Below are 14,348 nucleotides of genomic sequence, written 5' to 3' on the forward strand. Positions count from 1 at the left end.
GCTCCTCGTTTTCATGGTTGTTGCGGAATTGTTACCTTGCGAGCAACAATATTCCGGCCATGATGACGAAGGGCAACAGCACCTTGGCGGCAGCCACCAGAACCTCGGCCGGGCGGAACGCGAACGCGGGGTCCGGCATCGCCGGCGGGATCGGGTGATGGATTCGGGTGGTAATGGGCGTATTCATGATGCGCTTCCTTTGAGTGACGAGCGCGAGCAGCCATGCGGCTGGCGCGGCAGTCGTGGTAATGGCGAGGTCGGGGTGCGGCCGCCGGAGGCAACGATGGAGTGCGCGGCGGCGCGGGCGTCCGGACGACGCTAACGATCCGGTGCGGGCAGGACCGAGGAAGCGCGGAAGACACGGGCAGGATGACTGCGGGATGCCGGCCGCACGCCATGCGCGGCGTGGGCGGGAATTCCGGAATATCCTGCGGCGAACGTGGCAGGGCGCCTTGCGATCGGTCCGCGAAACAGCGGGCAGAACATGGGGTCGCTCCCTATGAAAAAGGATACTTATTGCGTATTCCAGTATAGGGCGTCATTGCTTCGATGCCTTGACCATATTGTTATCTATACTTGAACAATGGACCGCCTGACTCCCATACGCGCCTTCCTGGCCGTGGCCGACACCGGCAGCTTCACCGGCGCCGCGCGCAAGCTCGGCGTCTCGCGCTCGGCCATCACCGGCCACATCCAGGAACTCGAACGGCACCTGGGCACCCAATTGCTCAATCGCACCACGCGGCGCGTCTGGCTGACCCGCGAAGGCCGGCGCTACGCCGAGCGGGCGGGCATGCTGCTGGAAGGGCTGGCCGAGCTGGATGCGGAAATCCAGACGCGCAGCGGCCGCGCCGAAGGCCACCTGCACGTGGAAATGGCCGAATCGGTGGCCAACGCGCGCGTCATCCCGCGCCTGCCGGAATTCGTCCAGGCCTATCCGGACATCTCGCTGCGCATCTCGCTCAACGAAGGCGTGGTCGACCCCACCGTCTCGGGCGCCGACATCGGCCTGCGCGTGGGCCCGCTGCGCGATTCGCCGCTGCGCTTCAAGCTGCTGGGCCGGGGCAACTACATCATGGCGGCCAGCCCCGCCTACCTGAAGCTCTATCACGCGCCGCGGCATCCGGATGAACTTCGCCGGCACCGGCTGATCGAGTTCTGGGATCCGGACACCGGCCGCCCCTACGACTGGCAACTGGTCAAGGGCAAGCAGACCGTCAGCGTGGCCGCCGAGGGCCGCCTGATCGTGGACAACACGCGCGCGGGCCTGACCTGCGCGCTGGCGGGGCTGGGCATCTACGAAGACCTGGACTTCCTGCTGGCGCAATCGCTGGCGGAGAAGCGCCTGGTGCAGGTACTGCCCGACTGGAAGCGCCCGGGGCCGCCCATCGCGGTGCTGTACACGGCGCGTCGCCCGGTGCCGCCGCACATCAAGGCCTTTGTGGATTTCCTGGTATCGGTGTTCGGGTCGGGGCGCGGCTGAAACGCACCCGCGCCGCGGATCATTCCGGCACCAGGCCGATCTTCTGGGCCACCGCCTGCCACTGGACGAGATCGCTGCGCACCGTGGCGCCGAACTCCGCCGGCCCTTCGGGCAGGATCTCGAAACCGGAGGCCACCAGGCCCGGGCGCACGCCCGGCTTGTCCAACGCGCGCCGGATCGAGGCCGCCAGTTTGTCGATCACGGCCGGCGGCGTGCCGGCGGTGGTCATGACCCCGCCCCAGATGGTGGCCGAGTAGGTGGGGAAGCCCGATTCCTGAACGGTTGGCACGTCCTTGAGCAGGGACAGGCGGCGGCCTTCGGCCGTGGCGATGACGCGCACCCGGCCGCTCTGGATGAACGGCAGCGCCGAGATGATGGACGCGAACATGACCTGCACCTGGCCCGCGATGAGATCCGTCAGCGCCTGGCTGGCGCCCTTGTAGGGCACGTGGACCATCCGGATGCCCGAGACCTGCTTGAACAGTTCGGCCGCCATGTGGTGGGGCGTGCCGCTGCCCGGGGAGGCGTAGTTGAGGCGGTCGGGATGCTCGCCCGCATAGGCCACGAGCTCGCGCATGTTCTTCACCGGCAAGGCGTTGTTGACCACGATGACAATGGGCTGGTTGGCGATGCGCATGACAGGGGCCAGATCGCGGGCCACGTCGAAGGGGATGTTGCGCAGCACGAAGGGATTGATGGTCAGCGTGTTGGTGGCCAGCAGCAGCGTGTAGCCATCCGGCGCGGCCCGGGCCACGAGGTCGGCGCCGATGTTGCCGCCGGCCCCCGGCTTGTTGTCGACGATGATCGGCTGGCCCAGGATGTCCGCCAGCGGCTGCGCGATGTCGCGCGCCAGCACATCGTTGCCCCCGCCCGCCGTGAACGGCACGATGAAGCGCATTTGTCGGGTGGGATACGCGTTGCCCTGGGCGCGGGCACCGCCCGGCATCCCCCATGCCATCGCGGGCAGCGCGGCCAGGAGGGCACGCCTGTTGTGGTTCATAGCTGTCTCCTCTCGGACGGGACGTTCGTTTTATAGTCCCAATATACGAAATATACTGACACTAAAATCAAATTTTTCCTATTTATTTTTTCGTATTCTGGGATTTTTACGAAACAAGAGACGAAAAACGCCGCCACCCTGGATGCGGGCGGGCCCGCCCGAGAGGTCAGTCCGCCCCGGTCCGGGGGTCCGCGATCTGGCGTATGCCGGCTTTCAGGGATTGCAGCAGGCCGTCCTTGTCCAGCACCTCGTACCGCTCGGTGCGGAACACCATGACGAGGCCGGCGGGCATGTTCAGGGGATCCTGTTCGATGGGGGCCGCCACGCCCACGTTGCCCTGGTCGAGTTCGCTGAAGGACACCGCGTGGCCCGCCCGCTTGACGGCGGCCAGCAAGGCCCGAAACGCTTCCCACGACTCGCCCAGGCCGGCCTGGGCGATGGCCTGCGCGTGTGCGCCATAGAGTCGCTTCTGGCGGGCCGGCGGCAGGCAGGCCAGCAACACCTTGGAGCCCGCGCCTCGGAACAGCGGCATCTCCCGGCCCCGGCCGTAACTCATGACGAGTTCCTGGTCGCCGCTTTCGCGGTGCGTGACCACGACCTGGTCCTCGTAGAAGACCGTCAGCAGCACGTCGCACTCGTACCGCTTGCGCAGGGCCTGCATGACCGGCAGGCTGGCCATCAGGATCGGGTCCCTTTGCCGGATGCAGTAGTCGAGCTGGATGATGCGCGGCCCCAGCGCGTACCCGCCCGCCGCGCGCGTCAGGAAACCCGCGTCGCACAGTTCCTTGACGTAGCGATACGCGGTGCCGCGGCTGTAGCCCAGGGTCGACATGATCTCCTCGGCGGTCAGGACGGCATGTTCCGACGAGAAGGCGTCGAAGACGGCGAGCATACGTTTGAGACTGGACATGTCCGCGGATCCGGGGCGGTGGGGGATTGCGGAATGCTACCGCATGCCATCGGCGGCCAGCTGATGATGGCCGGGCAGCACCTGCACCGGCGCGCGCTGCCCCTGGGCCGCCGCGGCCAGGCGCAGGTCCAGCGCCAGCGCGCGCTTGTCGGCGGGCAGCCACTGGCGCTCGTGTCCCCACAGGCTGGCCCCGTGCGTGAGTTCGCACGGTTGCCAGTCCGGATCCACGCTGCGCCCGCCCCAGCCGTATTCGATCATCAGCGGAGACGGCGTGCGGACGTAGAACGAAGTCATGAAGTCGTTGATGTGCCGGCCGAGCGTCACCGCCACGCGGTCCTGCTCGCACGAGGCGATGTCGTAGCCCTGCCCCACGTCGTCCAGTGAACACAGCTCCACCATCAGGTGGTGGATGCCGTCGGTGTCGGCCTCGATCAGCGCCAGGCTGTGATGACGTGAATTCAGGTGGAAGAAGTAGGCCTTGAAGGGCTCGCGCATGTAGTCGCTCAGGCGGAATCCCAGCAGGTCGCGATAAAACGGCACCAATGCGTCGACATGGCGCGCGTTCAACACCACGTGCCCCAGGCCCAGGGGGCCGGTGCGAAAACCCGATATCGCGCGGCCCGGGCGGAACGGTTCACCGCCCCGGGCGGCGCCATGGAAGACCTCCAGCCGATTGCCCGCGGGGTCGGACAGGGACAGCAGCCCCGTAACCTCCCTGCGCCGCGCCAGCGCTTCCGGTGCACGGACGAACGGCACCCGCGCGTGCTCCAGCCGGGCGCCCAACGCGTCCAGCGCCCCGGCATTGGCGACTTCCCAGCCGAAGAAATGCGGCTGGGCGGCGTCCGCGTCGAGCAGCAGGCGCTGGCGCCAGTCGTCCATGCGCAGCGCCAGGGTGTGTCGGCTCCTGTCGCCGATCTGCATGCCCAGCAGCCGTTGAGCGAAATCTTCCCACTCCGCCAGCCGGGAAGTGCCCAGGCCCACGTATCCCAAAGATTGCAGCATTGCGCCGCTCCGTATCTTTAAAATCCCATAATACGTGAAAAACAAATCAATAAATCGGAAATTTTTTGCTCAGATTAACATCTGTACTGTATATTGAGAAAAAATACGAAACCAGGAGCAACCGATGGAGACACCTTCCGCCCCGGACGCGCGGCCGCCTGAAGTCGGCAGCAGCCTGCCGACCTGCGGCTTCAAGACCAACTATCACGACGCCGGCAACGGGCCTGGCGTCCTGCTGATACACGGATCGGGCCCCGGCGTGACGGCCTGGGCCAACTGGCGCCTGACCATCCCCGTCCTGGCCCGGCAGGCGCGCGTCGTCGCCCCCGACATGGTCGGCTTCGGCTATACGGAATCGCCGCCCGGGGTCCGCTACCACTGGTCCACCTGGGTGGACCAGCTCACCGCGCTGCTGGACGCGCTGCAGCTGGAACGGGTCTCGGTGGTGGGCAACTCGTTCGGCGGCGCACTGGCGCTCAAGCTGGCCGCCCGGCATCCCGGCCGCGTCGACCGCCTGGTGCTGATGGGACCGGTGGGCCTGCGGTTTCCCATCACCGACGGACTGGAGAAGGTGTGGGGGTATCAACCCTCGCCCGCCGCGATGCGCGAACTGCTGGACGTCTTCGTCCACGATCCGTCCTTCATCGACGACGAGCTGGCGGCCATGCGCTACCGGGCCAGCATCCGCGACGACGTGCAGGCCCGGTTCGGCAGCATGTTCCCGCCTCCCCGGCAGCGGATCCTGGACGACATGGCCACGGACGAGGCCGTCCTGCGCACCATCCCGCACGAGACGCTCATCGTCCACGGGCGCGGCGACAAGGTGATCCCGATCGAGGCCTCGCGCCGACTGGCCCAGGCCATGCCGCGCGCGCGCCTGGCCGAGATCGACCGCTGCGGCCACTGGGTGCAGATCGAACAGCCGGCGGCGTTCACCGCGCTGGTCGGGGAATTCCTGGCGCCACGCTGAAAGGAGACACCATGCGCAAACAGGATCTGCTGGGCCGCTGGACCCTCAGACAATGGACGCAGGCCTATGACGACGGCCGCGTGACCCACCCCATGGGGCAGGCGCCCCGGGGCTTCATCCAATATGACGACGACCGCATGTTCTGCATGATCGAGCGGGCGGACCGCCGGGCTTTCGCCACCGGCGGGCAGTGGAACGCCAGCGCCGAGGAAAAGGCGCGGGCCTACGAGAGCTTCATGAGTTATGCCGGCACCTACGAACTGGCCGGGGACGAAGTCCGGCAGCACGTCGACATGAGCCTGTTCCCGAACTGGGAGGGCGGCGTGCAGCGCCGCAAGGCGGCGATCGTCGACGGCCTGCTGCACCTGTCCGCGCGGCTGGAGGACGGCACGCCCGAGGCCCGCACCGCCAGCCTGGTGTGGGAACGCGCCAGCCGCGCCATCACTTCCTGAGGGATGCTTCATGAAAGACATTGCCAGCCTGATCCGCGACGCCTCGGTCCACAGCAGCCTGTACGCCGACCCGGCCATCTTCGACCGAGAGATGGAGACCATCTTCGGCCAGGGATGGGTCTATGTCGGCCACGCCTCCGAGATTCCGCGGCGGGGCGACTATGTACGGCGCACCATGGGACTCGAACCCGTGCTGTTGATCCGCGGCGCCGACGGCATCCACGTCGTGGCCAACCGCTGCGCCCATCGCGGCAACCTGCTCTGCCAGCCCGAGCGCGGCAACCGCCGCACGCTGGCCTGCCAGTACCACGGCTGGATCTTCTCGCCCGACGGCGCGCTGCTCGACATGCCGCTGTCCAGTATCGAGCCGGACGAATCGCTGCACCTGAAGCGCGCGCGCGTCGACAGCTACAACGGCTTCGTCTTCGCGACCTTCAACCCTTCGCCCATCCCCCTGCTGGAGCATCTCGGCCACGCCGCGCGCGCGCTGGACCGGCAGGTGAACCTGTCGCCCGAAGGCGAGATCGAACTGCGCGGCCCGTGGATCAAGCACCTGTTCCGCGCCAACTGGAAGATGCTGTCCGAAAACGAGGCCGACGGCTATCACGTGGGCTTCGTGCACGACTCCTTCACCAAAAGCGTGGGTACCCCCGGCAAGTACGGCAACATCCTGTCCGGCGAAGAGGACCGCATCACGGCGGTGGTCCGCTACCTGGGCAACGGCCACACCGAGCTCGACTACGGCCCGACCTACGACCGGCCCATGACCTGGCTGGGCGTGGACGAGACGCGCTATCCGGACTACACGCGCGACATGGTCGGCCGGCACGGCGAATCGGCCGCGCGGGAAATCATGCGGGCCGGGCCGCCCCACACCTTCATCTTCCCCAACCTGTTCCTGGCCGAAACCTGTCTGGTCATGATCCAGCCCCTGGGCGTGGGCGAGACCGTCAACTGGCACACCCCGCTCTACCTGAAGGGCGCGCCCGAGGAACTGAACCGACGCATCATGCGCCAGGGCGAAGTCGCGTTGGGGCCGTCATCGTTCCTGACGGCCGACGACGCCATCATCGCGGAACGCCAGTGGCGCGCGCTGAAAGGTTCGCCGGCCTGGCTGGACCTGAGCCGCGGCCAGTCCCGCGAAACGACAACCGACGGCGGCGTAGTGGTGTCCCACTACACCGACGAGACTCCCAACCGGGGCTTCTGGCGATGCTACCGGGACACCATGGCGCAAACCGCCCAGCCCACGCTCTAGAAGGACATGCCATGCAGACCCCCTTGTTGCCGATCGACGAACACCGGATGCTGGAGCGCTTCGTCCACGAGGAAGCCCGGTTAGCGGACGAATCGCGCTTCGACGAATGGGAGGCGCTCTGGGACGAGAACGTCCGCTACTGGGTGCCCGTCGTCATCGACGGCGAGGAGCCGGATCCGGACCGCGACGTCTCCATCATCAACGACAACCGCTCCCGGCTGGCGACCCGCCTGCGGCAACTGCGCACCGGCACCCGGCACAGCCAGGCGCCGCGCTCCATCCTGCGCAGGATGCTGTCCAACCTGACGGCCGACAAGGACGGGAACGGCGACTATCGCGTCGCGGCCAACTTCGCCATCTACGAGTACCAGGTGCAGTCAGTCAACCAGTTGAACGTCTGGCCGGGCCGAGTCGAATATGGTCTGCGGCAGGTCGACGGCCAGCTCAGGATGTTCCTGAAGAAGGTATCCCTGGTCCACGCTTCGGGCCCGCTGCCCAGCCTTTCCTTCCTGGTCTGACCATGGCCCGCGCTCCGCTCTCGGCCATCATCGGCCTGGGCTTCAGCCCCCTTTCGCGCGAACCCGTCGGTTCCGTGCGCGCCCTGGCCGCCGCAGCCGTGCGGGCCGCCATGGCCGACGCCGGCGTCGGCCCCGACCTGGTGGACGGTCTGCTGCTCAATCCCAGCGCCCTTGCCGATCCCGGGGTCCTTCCGCCCAAAGTGCAGGACGACATGGGTCTGCGCACGCTGGGAATGCTGACCACCATCGAAGCCAAGGGCTCATCCGTCCTCCAGATGGTGCAATACGCCACGGCCGCCATCCGCGCCGGCATGGCGTCGGTGGTCGCCTGCGTGTTCGCCGATGCGCCCATCGGCCCGGCGCGCGGCGGCGGCGCCTCCTTCAGCAACGAAGGCTCGCTGACCGGCATCGCGGGTTGGGACGCATCGTACGGCCTGTTCGGTCCGGTCGGGTCCTACGCGCTGGCCGCAAGCCGGTACATGGCCCTGCATGGCGCCGGCCCGGATCACCTGGGTGCCTACGTCCTGGCCTGCCGCCAGTGGGCTGCAGGCAATCCGCTCGCCTTCCAGCGCGCGCCGCTCACGCTGGCCCAATACCATGCCTCGCGCATGATCGTCGAACCCTTCCACGTGCTGGATTGCGCCTATCCAGTCAACGGCGCGGTGGCCGTGATCGTGGCCGGTGCCGATCGCGCCGCCAACACCGGCCAGCGGCCGGTGTACGTCCATGGCATGGGACAGGGCCATGCCAGCGCCGACACGCCGCAGGGGCCGCACGACCTGGTCACCGCCGGACGGCTTGCCGGTCGCAAGGCCTATGCGATGGCCGGGGTCGGGCCGAAGGACGTCTCGATGTGCCAGTTCTACGATGCGTTCTCATACTGCGCCCTGGCCGCGCTCGAAGACTACGGACTGTGCGGCCGGGGCGAAGCTGCCGGAATGGTGCAGGAAGGCGCGACCGCGCCCGGCGGCACGCTGCCGGTCAACACCGGCGGCGGCCAGCTGTCGAGCTACTACCTGCAAGGCATGACCCCGCTCAGCGAGGCCGTCATCCAGTGCCGCGGCGACGGCGGCGAGCGGCAGTGCGCGGCCAACGATATCGTTCTGGTCAACGGCTCGGGCGGCCGGCTGGAGTATCACGCCGCGCTGATACTGAGCCCTCATCGCTTGCTCGCCTAGGACCCGCCATGCTGCTTGCTTCCGATCACTTCGAACGCCGCTTCCTCGACTTCGTCGCCAAGCGCGAGCTGCGCGTACCGCGCCTGCGCGCCAGCGGCGAGATCCTGGGCTACGCATCGCACAGCTACGGGGCGAACCCGGACGACATCGAATGGATACCCGCCAGCGGCAAGGCGACGCTCCATGCCTATGCCGTCTACCGGCAGCAGTACCACCCGGACTTTCCGCCTCCCTACAACGTGGCGCAGGTCGCGCTCGTCGAAGGCCCACGCCTGGTCAGCCGGATCGTCGCGGACGACGGCATCGCCATCGCGATCGGCATGCCGCTGCGCGCGCGCTTCGACCCGGCCGGAAGCCTGGTGTTCGTCCCCGACTCTCTCCCAGCGGCATGACCGCCCCTTTTCCGGAACCCCTGCTCATGACCGAGCCTGCATCCCACGCCTGCCCGCCTCCTACTCCCCCTACCGGCGCGCTGGACGGCGTGCGCATCCTGGACCTGAGCCGAGTGCTGGGCGGCCCCTACTGCACGATGATCCTGGGCGACCACGGCGCGGAGATCATCAAGGTGGAACCGCCGCAGGGCGACGACACGCGCGGCTGGGGCCCGCCCTTCGCCGGCACGGACGCCGAACGCGGGGACGCCAGCTATTTCATCGGCGTCAACCGCAACAAACGGTCGATGGTGCTGGACCTGTCGCGCGAATCGGGGCGGGCCGTGCTGCTGCGCCTGCTGGAGGAAGCCGACGTCCTGGTCGAGAACTTCAAGCCCGGCACCATGGAAGCATGGGGCCTGGGCTATGAACGGGATCTCGCTCCGCGCTTTCCGCGCCTGATCCATTGCAGGGTGTCCGGCTTCGGCGGCCATGGCCCCCTGGGCAACCTGCCGGGCTACGACGCGGTGCTGCAGGCCATGAGCGGATTGATGAGCGTGAACGGCACGCCCGAGACCGGCCCGCTGCGTATAGGCACGCCCATCGTCGACCTCGCCACCGGCCTCTACGCGACGATAGGCATCCTGATGGCCTTGCACGAACGCCGCCGCTCGGGCCTGGGCCAGTACGTGGACATGGCGCTGTACGACTGCGCCATGTCGCTGCTCCATCCCCACGCGGCCAACTATTTCCTGGACGGCAGCCGCCCGCGCCTGACGGGCAACACGCATCCGAACGTCACGCCCTGCGACAAATTCGCCACCCGCAGCGGCGAGATCTTCGTGGTCATCGGCACCGACCGGCAATTCCGCCGCCTGGTGGAGCTGCTGGGCATCCCGAACCTCGCAGCCGACCCGCGGTTCGCCACCAACAGCGACCGGTCGCGCAACCGTGCCGCGCTCTACCCCCTGCTTGCCGAGGCCTTGTCCCAGCATGACGGCGTGGCTTTGAGCCGGACGCTGCTGGCCGAGGGCCTGCCCATCGGCCCCGTCATGAGCATGGACGAAGCCCTGGGCGCGGACCACACGCACGCCCGCTCCATGGTCTACGAACACCACGGCTACAAGGGCCTGGGCACGCCCATCAAGCTGTCGCGCACGCCCGGCGGCCTGCGCCGAACGCCTCCCAGGCTGGCCGAACATGCGCGGGATATCCTGCGCGAAGCTGGCTTCACGGACGCCGACATGGACGAATTGGAACACATCGGGGCGACGGCGCCCCGGCGCGCGCGCTGAACCCTTTTCCCTGGAGCATCGCATGACCTTACCGGACGACTGGCGCGAGGCCTGTCTTTCCAACGATCTTCCCGAAGCCGGCACGCTGGCCGTGACCCTGGACGGGCAGGTCTTCTGCCTGTACCGGGTCGAAGGCGCTACCTACGCCACCGCCGACCGTTGCAGCCACGGCCGCGGTAGCCTGTCCGAAGGCGTCCTGGAAGCGCACACCATCGAATGCCCGTTCCATCAGGGCTGCTTCGATATCCGCACCGGCGCTCCCACGGCGCTGCCCTGCAACCGGCCCGTCAAGACCTACGCGACCCGCGAGACCGACGGCATCGTCTGGGTGAACACCCGTCCGCGCGACATGGCCGGCCAGCACTAGCACCGCTTCACCGCGCCGGCGGCTGGCATGGCGCCGCACGGTGCCTGCGGCGGTACGGATCCGCCGCGATCTCGTGCTTGCGCATCAACTGCCAGAACGCGCGGCGGTTCTTGTGCGCCGCGCGGGCCGCCTGCGAGATGTTGCCGTGGTAGCGCAGCAGCATGTCGGAAATGTAGTGGCGCTCGAACTCCGTCACGATCCTGGCCTTGGCGGACTGGAACGGTTCGCGCGACACGAAGCCGGAATTGCCGTCCCGGCATCCGGATTCGGCTTCATGCTCGTCTTCCGGCTCGGCCTCGGCCGGCGGCGCGTCGCTGGATGCGCAGGCCTCCTGGGGCTTGCCCGGCCCCGCGAGCAATACCAGGCGTGTCTTGAATTCTTCCCCGCACATCGGGTAGCGCATGAAATCGTCCAGCCCGAGCGACAGCAAATCCTGCAGCCCGGCGGCGCTCATTTCGCGCGCGAGCGCCAGGACGGGCGTCTGCAACGCCTCGCCGGCCACGGCCATCGCGGTGCGTGTCCATCCCAGGGTGGACAGGGTGACCGGCAGCAGGCAGACGTCGTAGCGCTTGAGCGCCAGCGCCTGGCGCCGCAGCGCGTCGGCCGATGGCGCGTCCAGCTGCACGCCATGCAATGCGATGCGTTCGCGCGCATCCTTCCAATCTTCCATCAGTTCGCGCATCCAGCCCGCATGCTCGGGCACCATCAATACGCCGCAATCGATCATTCCCCTCATGTCACTGCCCTCAGGTTGTCCGAGCCGCCAGACTAGGGGCGTGTGGCGAAGGCCTCAATCAGAGAAACCAACAAGCGCGATTTTGCGTATCCAGTTATCACGAGTGCGGTCGTTAATGACCGGCCGGACTACTCCGCCAGGCGCAGGCTCTCGACCGTCGCGGCCGCGATCTGCTGGTCGGTGAAGGGCGCATCGACCAGTTGCTTGCGCGAAAACAAACCGACCTGGTCGTCATGATGGGGCGAGGCGGCGTCGGCCGACTGCCCATTGGCCGCCATCACCTTGGCCACGAGCTTGCCGCTCGTCCAGGTCACCGCATGCATGTAGGCCGTTCCCGCGACGATGTCGCCGTAGCCTTCGGCACCGAGCGGCGCGCCTTCCAGCGCATTCAGTATCCCCTGATCTCCCGATCCGCCATGGAGCGGAACGCGGCCGGCGGCGGTGGGGCGCGCCAGCATCCGTCCCCATGCTTCGTCGCCCTTCAGACCATGGGTGCCGAGGTCGGCAATGGTGGCGGCCAGCGCAGCGCGCACGGCGGCCTGGACCGGCGCGCTGCCGGAAAGCATGCGCACGCGCAGCGGGTGGGCCGGATCGTACGGCTGGGCGTACAGGTTCTCGACGGCGGCGAGCCGGGGCCAGAGCTCGCCGAACAGCAAGGCGCCACGGCTGTCGGCATTGTTGCGGCGGTCCCAGCGCGACAGTACGCCGCAGGCCGTGGCAGCCCCGCCCGTGGCCGAGGCGCACGCGTCCTGGATACCGTCCATGAGGGTTTCGGCTGCGTAGTTGCGGTTGCCGAAGACCACGTCCACGGCCTTGTCCACCGTCACCTTGCCCGCTGCCAGCATTTCGGCCACCAGCCGGTGGGACATCCTGGTCCGGGCATTGGGCTCGGCATCCGGGCTGCCGAACAGGATCGAGTAGCGATCGTGCCGCTCGCCATGGATGGACAGGCTGTAGCTGTCGTTGGCGTTGTAGGCGACCCCGCGCGTGGACAGGGCGGGAATCCGGTCCGCCGGCGCCAGCCGGGGGCGGCCCTGTTCGTCGCGCAGCAGGCATGCGCCGCGTGATCCGTCCAGCGCGGCGGGCACGCGGCCCGATGGCGTGGCCTCGACGGCACAGGCGGCCAGGCCGGCATCGTCGATGTCCAGGATGGGCCCCGCTTCGATGAACAAGGCATTGCCCGCGCTGTCGCCCGCCACGAGGTGGGCGGCGATGCCGCGTTGTCCGGCCACGGCACGCTGGAAGTCGGCCACGTCACGCGCCTTCGCGGCGTCCAGCATCTGGTCCAGGCCCCTCGCGTCGCCCGCGGCGGCATCGGTGACGGCGTACCAGCCGGCCGGCCTGCCGGGCGCGGCGGGCAACCGGTACAGCGGGCCCAGCGCGGTGTACGGCACCGCGTAGGCTTGGGTGCGCGTGGATCCGTCGGCCTGGCGGACCCCGATTTCCACCACGCGCCGCTCGATGGCCCGAGACACGCCGTCGACCACATAGGCGGGGGTCGCGCCGGCGCGCAGGTCGAGCCGCAGCGGCAGTCCGTAGGTCACCGTGGACGGCGCCTCGATGCTCCATGCGACGGAATCGTTGAAGCCCGACAGCGGCAGCGGCACGCCCAGGAAATCCGCCCCCATGACGTCCAATTCACCGGGAATGGTCAGGTGCATCTGGTGCATCAACAGCCAGTGGTCCTGCCAGTACGTATGGGGATTGGCCACCACGATGGCGGCGCCCGTACCGGTGGCATCGGCGCCATAGGCCCAGGTGTTGCTGGCCATGCCCAGGCGGGGCGGAGCAGGCGCCGCGGCGGCCCGCTCCGGCTGGTCCAGGTCGTCCCACAGCGAAGCCGACGCGAAGGGCGCCGCCAGGAAGGTCCGGTTCAAGGTGCCGATCTGCATGACGGCGCGCAGCACGTCGGTGGCGGCCATCGTCGGCGGACGCAACCCGCCGCACGCGGCCGGCGCCGCGTGGTCGCGGACGTAGCGGTTGAAGCCCGCGGCATAGCCCTCGGCCAGCGCGCGGGCCTGCGGCGACAGCGCCTTCCACGCCGCGTCCACGTCGTCCGCCGACAACTGCATGCGGTAGAAAAGGTCGCTGTCCAGGTTGGGCAGCGGCAAGAAGCCGACCAGCGCCTTGCCATCCGGGCCGAAGTGGGCCGACCGCTCGCCGCGCAGGGTGATGATGCGATCGGCCAGCGCGCATAGCTGGTCGCGCGCCACGGCATAGCCGTAGCCATACCCCAGCCCGCCGTGGTCGCTCGCCCTGACGTGCGGCACGCCGTACGTCGTCCAGCGCACGTGCGCGTCGAAACGCGCCGCCGGTTGCGACGGCGGCGGATCGTCGCCGCCTCCGCATCCGGCGACCAGGCATGCCGCCACCCCGGCCCGCACCCACCGTGCCGGGGTCATGGCCGCCTTTCCTGCTTGCGGGCGATGACCTGCATCTCGACGTGCGCCCCGGGATAGGCGATGCCGGCGATCATGGCCGTGCCCGTGGGCTTGCAGGGCAGATGGTCGGCCAGCACACCGATGACCGGCTGCACGTGCTCCATGGCATCGATGATCAGCGTGTAATTGACGATGTCCTCGAGCCGCGCGCCCGCCGCCTTCAGATAGGAAGCGATGTTGCGCAGCATCAGGCGCGTCTGTTCCTCGACCGTCGGCGCCAGCTTCTGCGCGGTGTAGTCCATGCCTATGGTGCCCGACACGAAGACCCAGTCGTGGTCGAACATGGCGCGGCTATAGGGTGCGCGCGGGAAAGGCAGGGGAAAGTCCGCGATCTGCATGGTGGCTTGCTCCGTGGATGCCGTGATTG

Annotated in this window: 16 protein-coding genes; 9 read left to right on the plus strand and 7 right to left on the minus strand. The window is 68.2% G+C overall.

The window, feature by feature from the left end:
- Positions 1 to 31 precede the first annotated feature (31 nt).
- A complete protein-coding gene (locus N5K27_RS12915) occupies positions 32 to 187 on the minus strand; it encodes a hypothetical protein (RefSeq protein ID WP_165963236.1) in 156 nt (51 codons plus the stop codon).
- 396 nt (positions 188 to 583) lie between these two features.
- Here N5K27_RS12915 and N5K27_RS12920 point away from each other — a divergent pair, with 396 nt between their 5' ends.
- The gene (locus N5K27_RS12920; protein ID WP_279816910.1) at positions 584 to 1,483 is read left to right on the plus strand and encodes a LysR family transcriptional regulator; all 900 of its coding nucleotides are present in this window, start codon (positions 584 to 586) and stop codon (positions 1,481 to 1,483) included.
- Between the two features lie 19 nt (positions 1,484 to 1,502).
- On the opposite strand, the gene N5K27_RS12925 is transcribed toward N5K27_RS12920, so the two are convergent.
- The 3 genes from N5K27_RS12925 to N5K27_RS12935 all read right to left on the minus strand — a co-directional run bounded on the left by N5K27_RS12925 (position 1,503) and on the right by N5K27_RS12935 (position 4,395).
- Positions 1,503 to 2,483 carry a tripartite tricarboxylate transporter substrate binding protein gene (locus tag N5K27_RS12925; RefSeq protein WP_087840325.1) on the minus strand — a complete coding sequence of 327 codons (981 nt, stop codon included), beginning with the start codon at positions 2,481 to 2,483 and terminating at the stop codon, positions 1,503 to 1,505.
- A 166-nt stretch (positions 2,484 to 2,649) separates the two neighbouring features.
- Positions 2,650 to 3,393, minus strand: coding sequence for an IclR family transcriptional regulator C-terminal domain-containing protein (locus N5K27_RS12930; protein WP_087840327.1), 744 nt, complete (start codon positions 3,391 to 3,393; stop codon positions 2,650 to 2,652).
- Positions 3,394 to 3,429: 36 nt separating this feature from the next.
- The gene (locus N5K27_RS12935; RefSeq protein WP_087840328.1) at positions 3,430 to 4,395 is read right to left on the minus strand and encodes a VOC family protein; all 966 of its coding nucleotides are present in this window, start codon (positions 4,393 to 4,395) and stop codon (positions 3,430 to 3,432) included.
- Between the two features lie 124 nt (positions 4,396 to 4,519).
- Between N5K27_RS12935 and N5K27_RS12940 the strand changes: the two genes are divergently transcribed.
- Genes N5K27_RS12940 through N5K27_RS12975 form a run of 8 tightly spaced genes read left to right on the plus strand, consistent with a single transcriptional unit; the run spans position 4,520 to position 10,804 of the window.
- Complete coding sequence (locus N5K27_RS12940) at positions 4,520 to 5,365, plus strand: alpha/beta hydrolase (RefSeq protein ID WP_087840330.1); 846 nt, start codon at positions 4,520 to 4,522, stop codon at positions 5,363 to 5,365.
- A gap of 11 nt (positions 5,366 to 5,376) precedes the next feature.
- The gene (locus tag N5K27_RS12945) at positions 5,377 to 5,817 is read left to right on the plus strand and encodes a lipocalin-like domain-containing protein (protein ID WP_087840331.1); all 441 of its coding nucleotides are present in this window, start codon (positions 5,377 to 5,379) and stop codon (positions 5,815 to 5,817) included.
- A gap of 10 nt (positions 5,818 to 5,827) precedes the next feature.
- Complete coding sequence (locus tag N5K27_RS12950; RefSeq protein WP_087840332.1) at positions 5,828 to 7,075, plus strand: aromatic ring-hydroxylating dioxygenase subunit alpha; 1,248 nt, start codon at positions 5,828 to 5,830, stop codon at positions 7,073 to 7,075.
- A gap of 11 nt (positions 7,076 to 7,086) precedes the next feature.
- Positions 7,087 to 7,593, plus strand: a complete 507-nt coding sequence (locus N5K27_RS12955; RefSeq protein ID WP_087840334.1) for an aromatic-ring-hydroxylating dioxygenase subunit beta — start codon at positions 7,087 to 7,089, stop codon at positions 7,591 to 7,593.
- A gap of 2 nt (positions 7,594 to 7,595) precedes the next feature.
- Positions 7,596 to 8,771: a hypothetical protein gene (locus N5K27_RS12960; RefSeq protein WP_279816916.1), complete on the plus strand. Its 1,176-nt coding sequence runs from the start codon at positions 7,596 to 7,598 to the stop codon at positions 8,769 to 8,771.
- 8 nt (positions 8,772 to 8,779) lie between these two features.
- On the plus strand, positions 8,780 to 9,163 hold the full coding sequence (locus N5K27_RS12965; RefSeq protein WP_279816919.1) for an OB-fold domain-containing protein: 384 nt from the start codon (positions 8,780 to 8,782) through the stop codon (positions 9,161 to 9,163).
- 26 nt (positions 9,164 to 9,189) lie between these two features.
- On the plus strand, positions 9,190 to 10,437 hold the full coding sequence (locus tag N5K27_RS12970; RefSeq protein ID WP_087840479.1) for a CoA transferase: 1,248 nt from the start codon (positions 9,190 to 9,192) through the stop codon (positions 10,435 to 10,437).
- Positions 10,438 to 10,459: 22 nt separating this feature from the next.
- Complete coding sequence (locus N5K27_RS12975; RefSeq protein ID WP_165963237.1) at positions 10,460 to 10,804, plus strand: non-heme iron oxygenase ferredoxin subunit; 345 nt, start codon at positions 10,460 to 10,462, stop codon at positions 10,802 to 10,804.
- Between the two features lie 7 nt (positions 10,805 to 10,811).
- On the opposite strand, the gene N5K27_RS12980 is transcribed toward N5K27_RS12975, so the two are convergent.
- The 3 genes from N5K27_RS12980 to N5K27_RS12990 all read right to left on the minus strand — a co-directional run bounded on the left by N5K27_RS12980 (position 10,812) and on the right by N5K27_RS12990 (position 14,319).
- Positions 10,812 to 11,540: a hypothetical protein gene (locus N5K27_RS12980; RefSeq protein ID WP_132980130.1), complete on the minus strand. Its 729-nt coding sequence runs from the start codon at positions 11,538 to 11,540 to the stop codon at positions 10,812 to 10,814.
- 128 nt (positions 11,541 to 11,668) lie between these two features.
- On the minus strand, positions 11,669 to 13,942 hold the full coding sequence (locus N5K27_RS12985; RefSeq protein WP_279816926.1) for a penicillin acylase family protein: 2,274 nt from the start codon (positions 13,940 to 13,942) through the stop codon (positions 11,669 to 11,671).
- Positions 13,939 to 14,319: a RidA family protein gene (locus N5K27_RS12990; RefSeq protein WP_087840344.1), complete on the minus strand. Its 381-nt coding sequence runs from the start codon at positions 14,317 to 14,319 to the stop codon at positions 13,939 to 13,941. The genes N5K27_RS12985 and N5K27_RS12990 overlap by 4 nt, the downstream gene beginning before the upstream one ends.
- Positions 14,320 to 14,348: the final 29 nt, after the last annotated feature.

The organism is Pigmentiphaga sp. GD03639, assembly GCF_029845405.1.
In the GTDB taxonomy this organism is placed as follows: Bacteria; Pseudomonadota; Gammaproteobacteria; order Burkholderiales; family Burkholderiaceae_B; genus Pigmentiphaga; species Pigmentiphaga daeguensis.

What these genes read in the sequence shown, in the direction of transcription:
- N5K27_RS12915 (WP_165963236.1), bottom strand. Translation starts at nt 187, where the DNA reads ATGAATACGCCCATTACCACCCGAATCCATCACCCGATCCCGCCGGCG.
- N5K27_RS12920 (WP_279816910.1), top strand. Translation starts at nt 584, where the DNA reads ATGGACCGCCTGACTCCCATACGCGCCTTCCTGGCCGTGGCCGACACC.
- N5K27_RS12925 (WP_087840325.1), bottom strand. Translation starts at nt 2,483, where the DNA reads ATGAACCACAACAGGCGTGCCCTCCTGGCCGCGCTGCCCGCGATGGCA.
- N5K27_RS12930 (WP_087840327.1), bottom strand. Translation starts at nt 3,393, where the DNA reads ATGTCCAGTCTCAAACGTATGCTCGCCGTCTTCGACGCCTTCTCGTCG.
- N5K27_RS12935 (WP_087840328.1), bottom strand. Translation starts at nt 4,395, where the DNA reads ATGCTGCAATCTTTGGGATACGTGGGCCTGGGCACTTCCCGGCTGGCG.
- N5K27_RS12940 (WP_087840330.1), top strand. Translation starts at nt 4,520, where the DNA reads ATGGAGACACCTTCCGCCCCGGACGCGCGGCCGCCTGAAGTCGGCAGC.
- N5K27_RS12945 (WP_087840331.1), top strand. Translation starts at nt 5,377, where the DNA reads ATGCGCAAACAGGATCTGCTGGGCCGCTGGACCCTCAGACAATGGACG.
- N5K27_RS12950 (WP_087840332.1), top strand. Translation starts at nt 5,828, where the DNA reads ATGAAAGACATTGCCAGCCTGATCCGCGACGCCTCGGTCCACAGCAGC.
- N5K27_RS12955 (WP_087840334.1), top strand. Translation starts at nt 7,087, where the DNA reads ATGCAGACCCCCTTGTTGCCGATCGACGAACACCGGATGCTGGAGCGC.
- N5K27_RS12960 (WP_279816916.1), top strand. Translation starts at nt 7,596, where the DNA reads ATGGCCCGCGCTCCGCTCTCGGCCATCATCGGCCTGGGCTTCAGCCCC.
- N5K27_RS12965 (WP_279816919.1), top strand. Translation starts at nt 8,780, where the DNA reads ATGCTGCTTGCTTCCGATCACTTCGAACGCCGCTTCCTCGACTTCGTC.
- N5K27_RS12970 (WP_087840479.1), top strand. Translation starts at nt 9,190, where the DNA reads ATGACCGAGCCTGCATCCCACGCCTGCCCGCCTCCTACTCCCCCTACC.
- N5K27_RS12975 (WP_165963237.1), top strand. Translation starts at nt 10,460, where the DNA reads ATGACCTTACCGGACGACTGGCGCGAGGCCTGTCTTTCCAACGATCTT.
- N5K27_RS12980 (WP_132980130.1), bottom strand. Translation starts at nt 11,540, where the DNA reads ATGAGGGGAATGATCGATTGCGGCGTATTGATGGTGCCCGAGCATGCG.
- N5K27_RS12985 (WP_279816926.1), bottom strand. Translation starts at nt 13,942, where the DNA reads ATGACCCCGGCACGGTGGGTGCGGGCCGGGGTGGCGGCATGCCTGGTC.
- N5K27_RS12990 (WP_087840344.1), bottom strand. Translation starts at nt 14,319, where the DNA reads ATGCAGATCGCGGACTTTCCCCTGCCTTTCCCGCGCGCACCCTATAGC.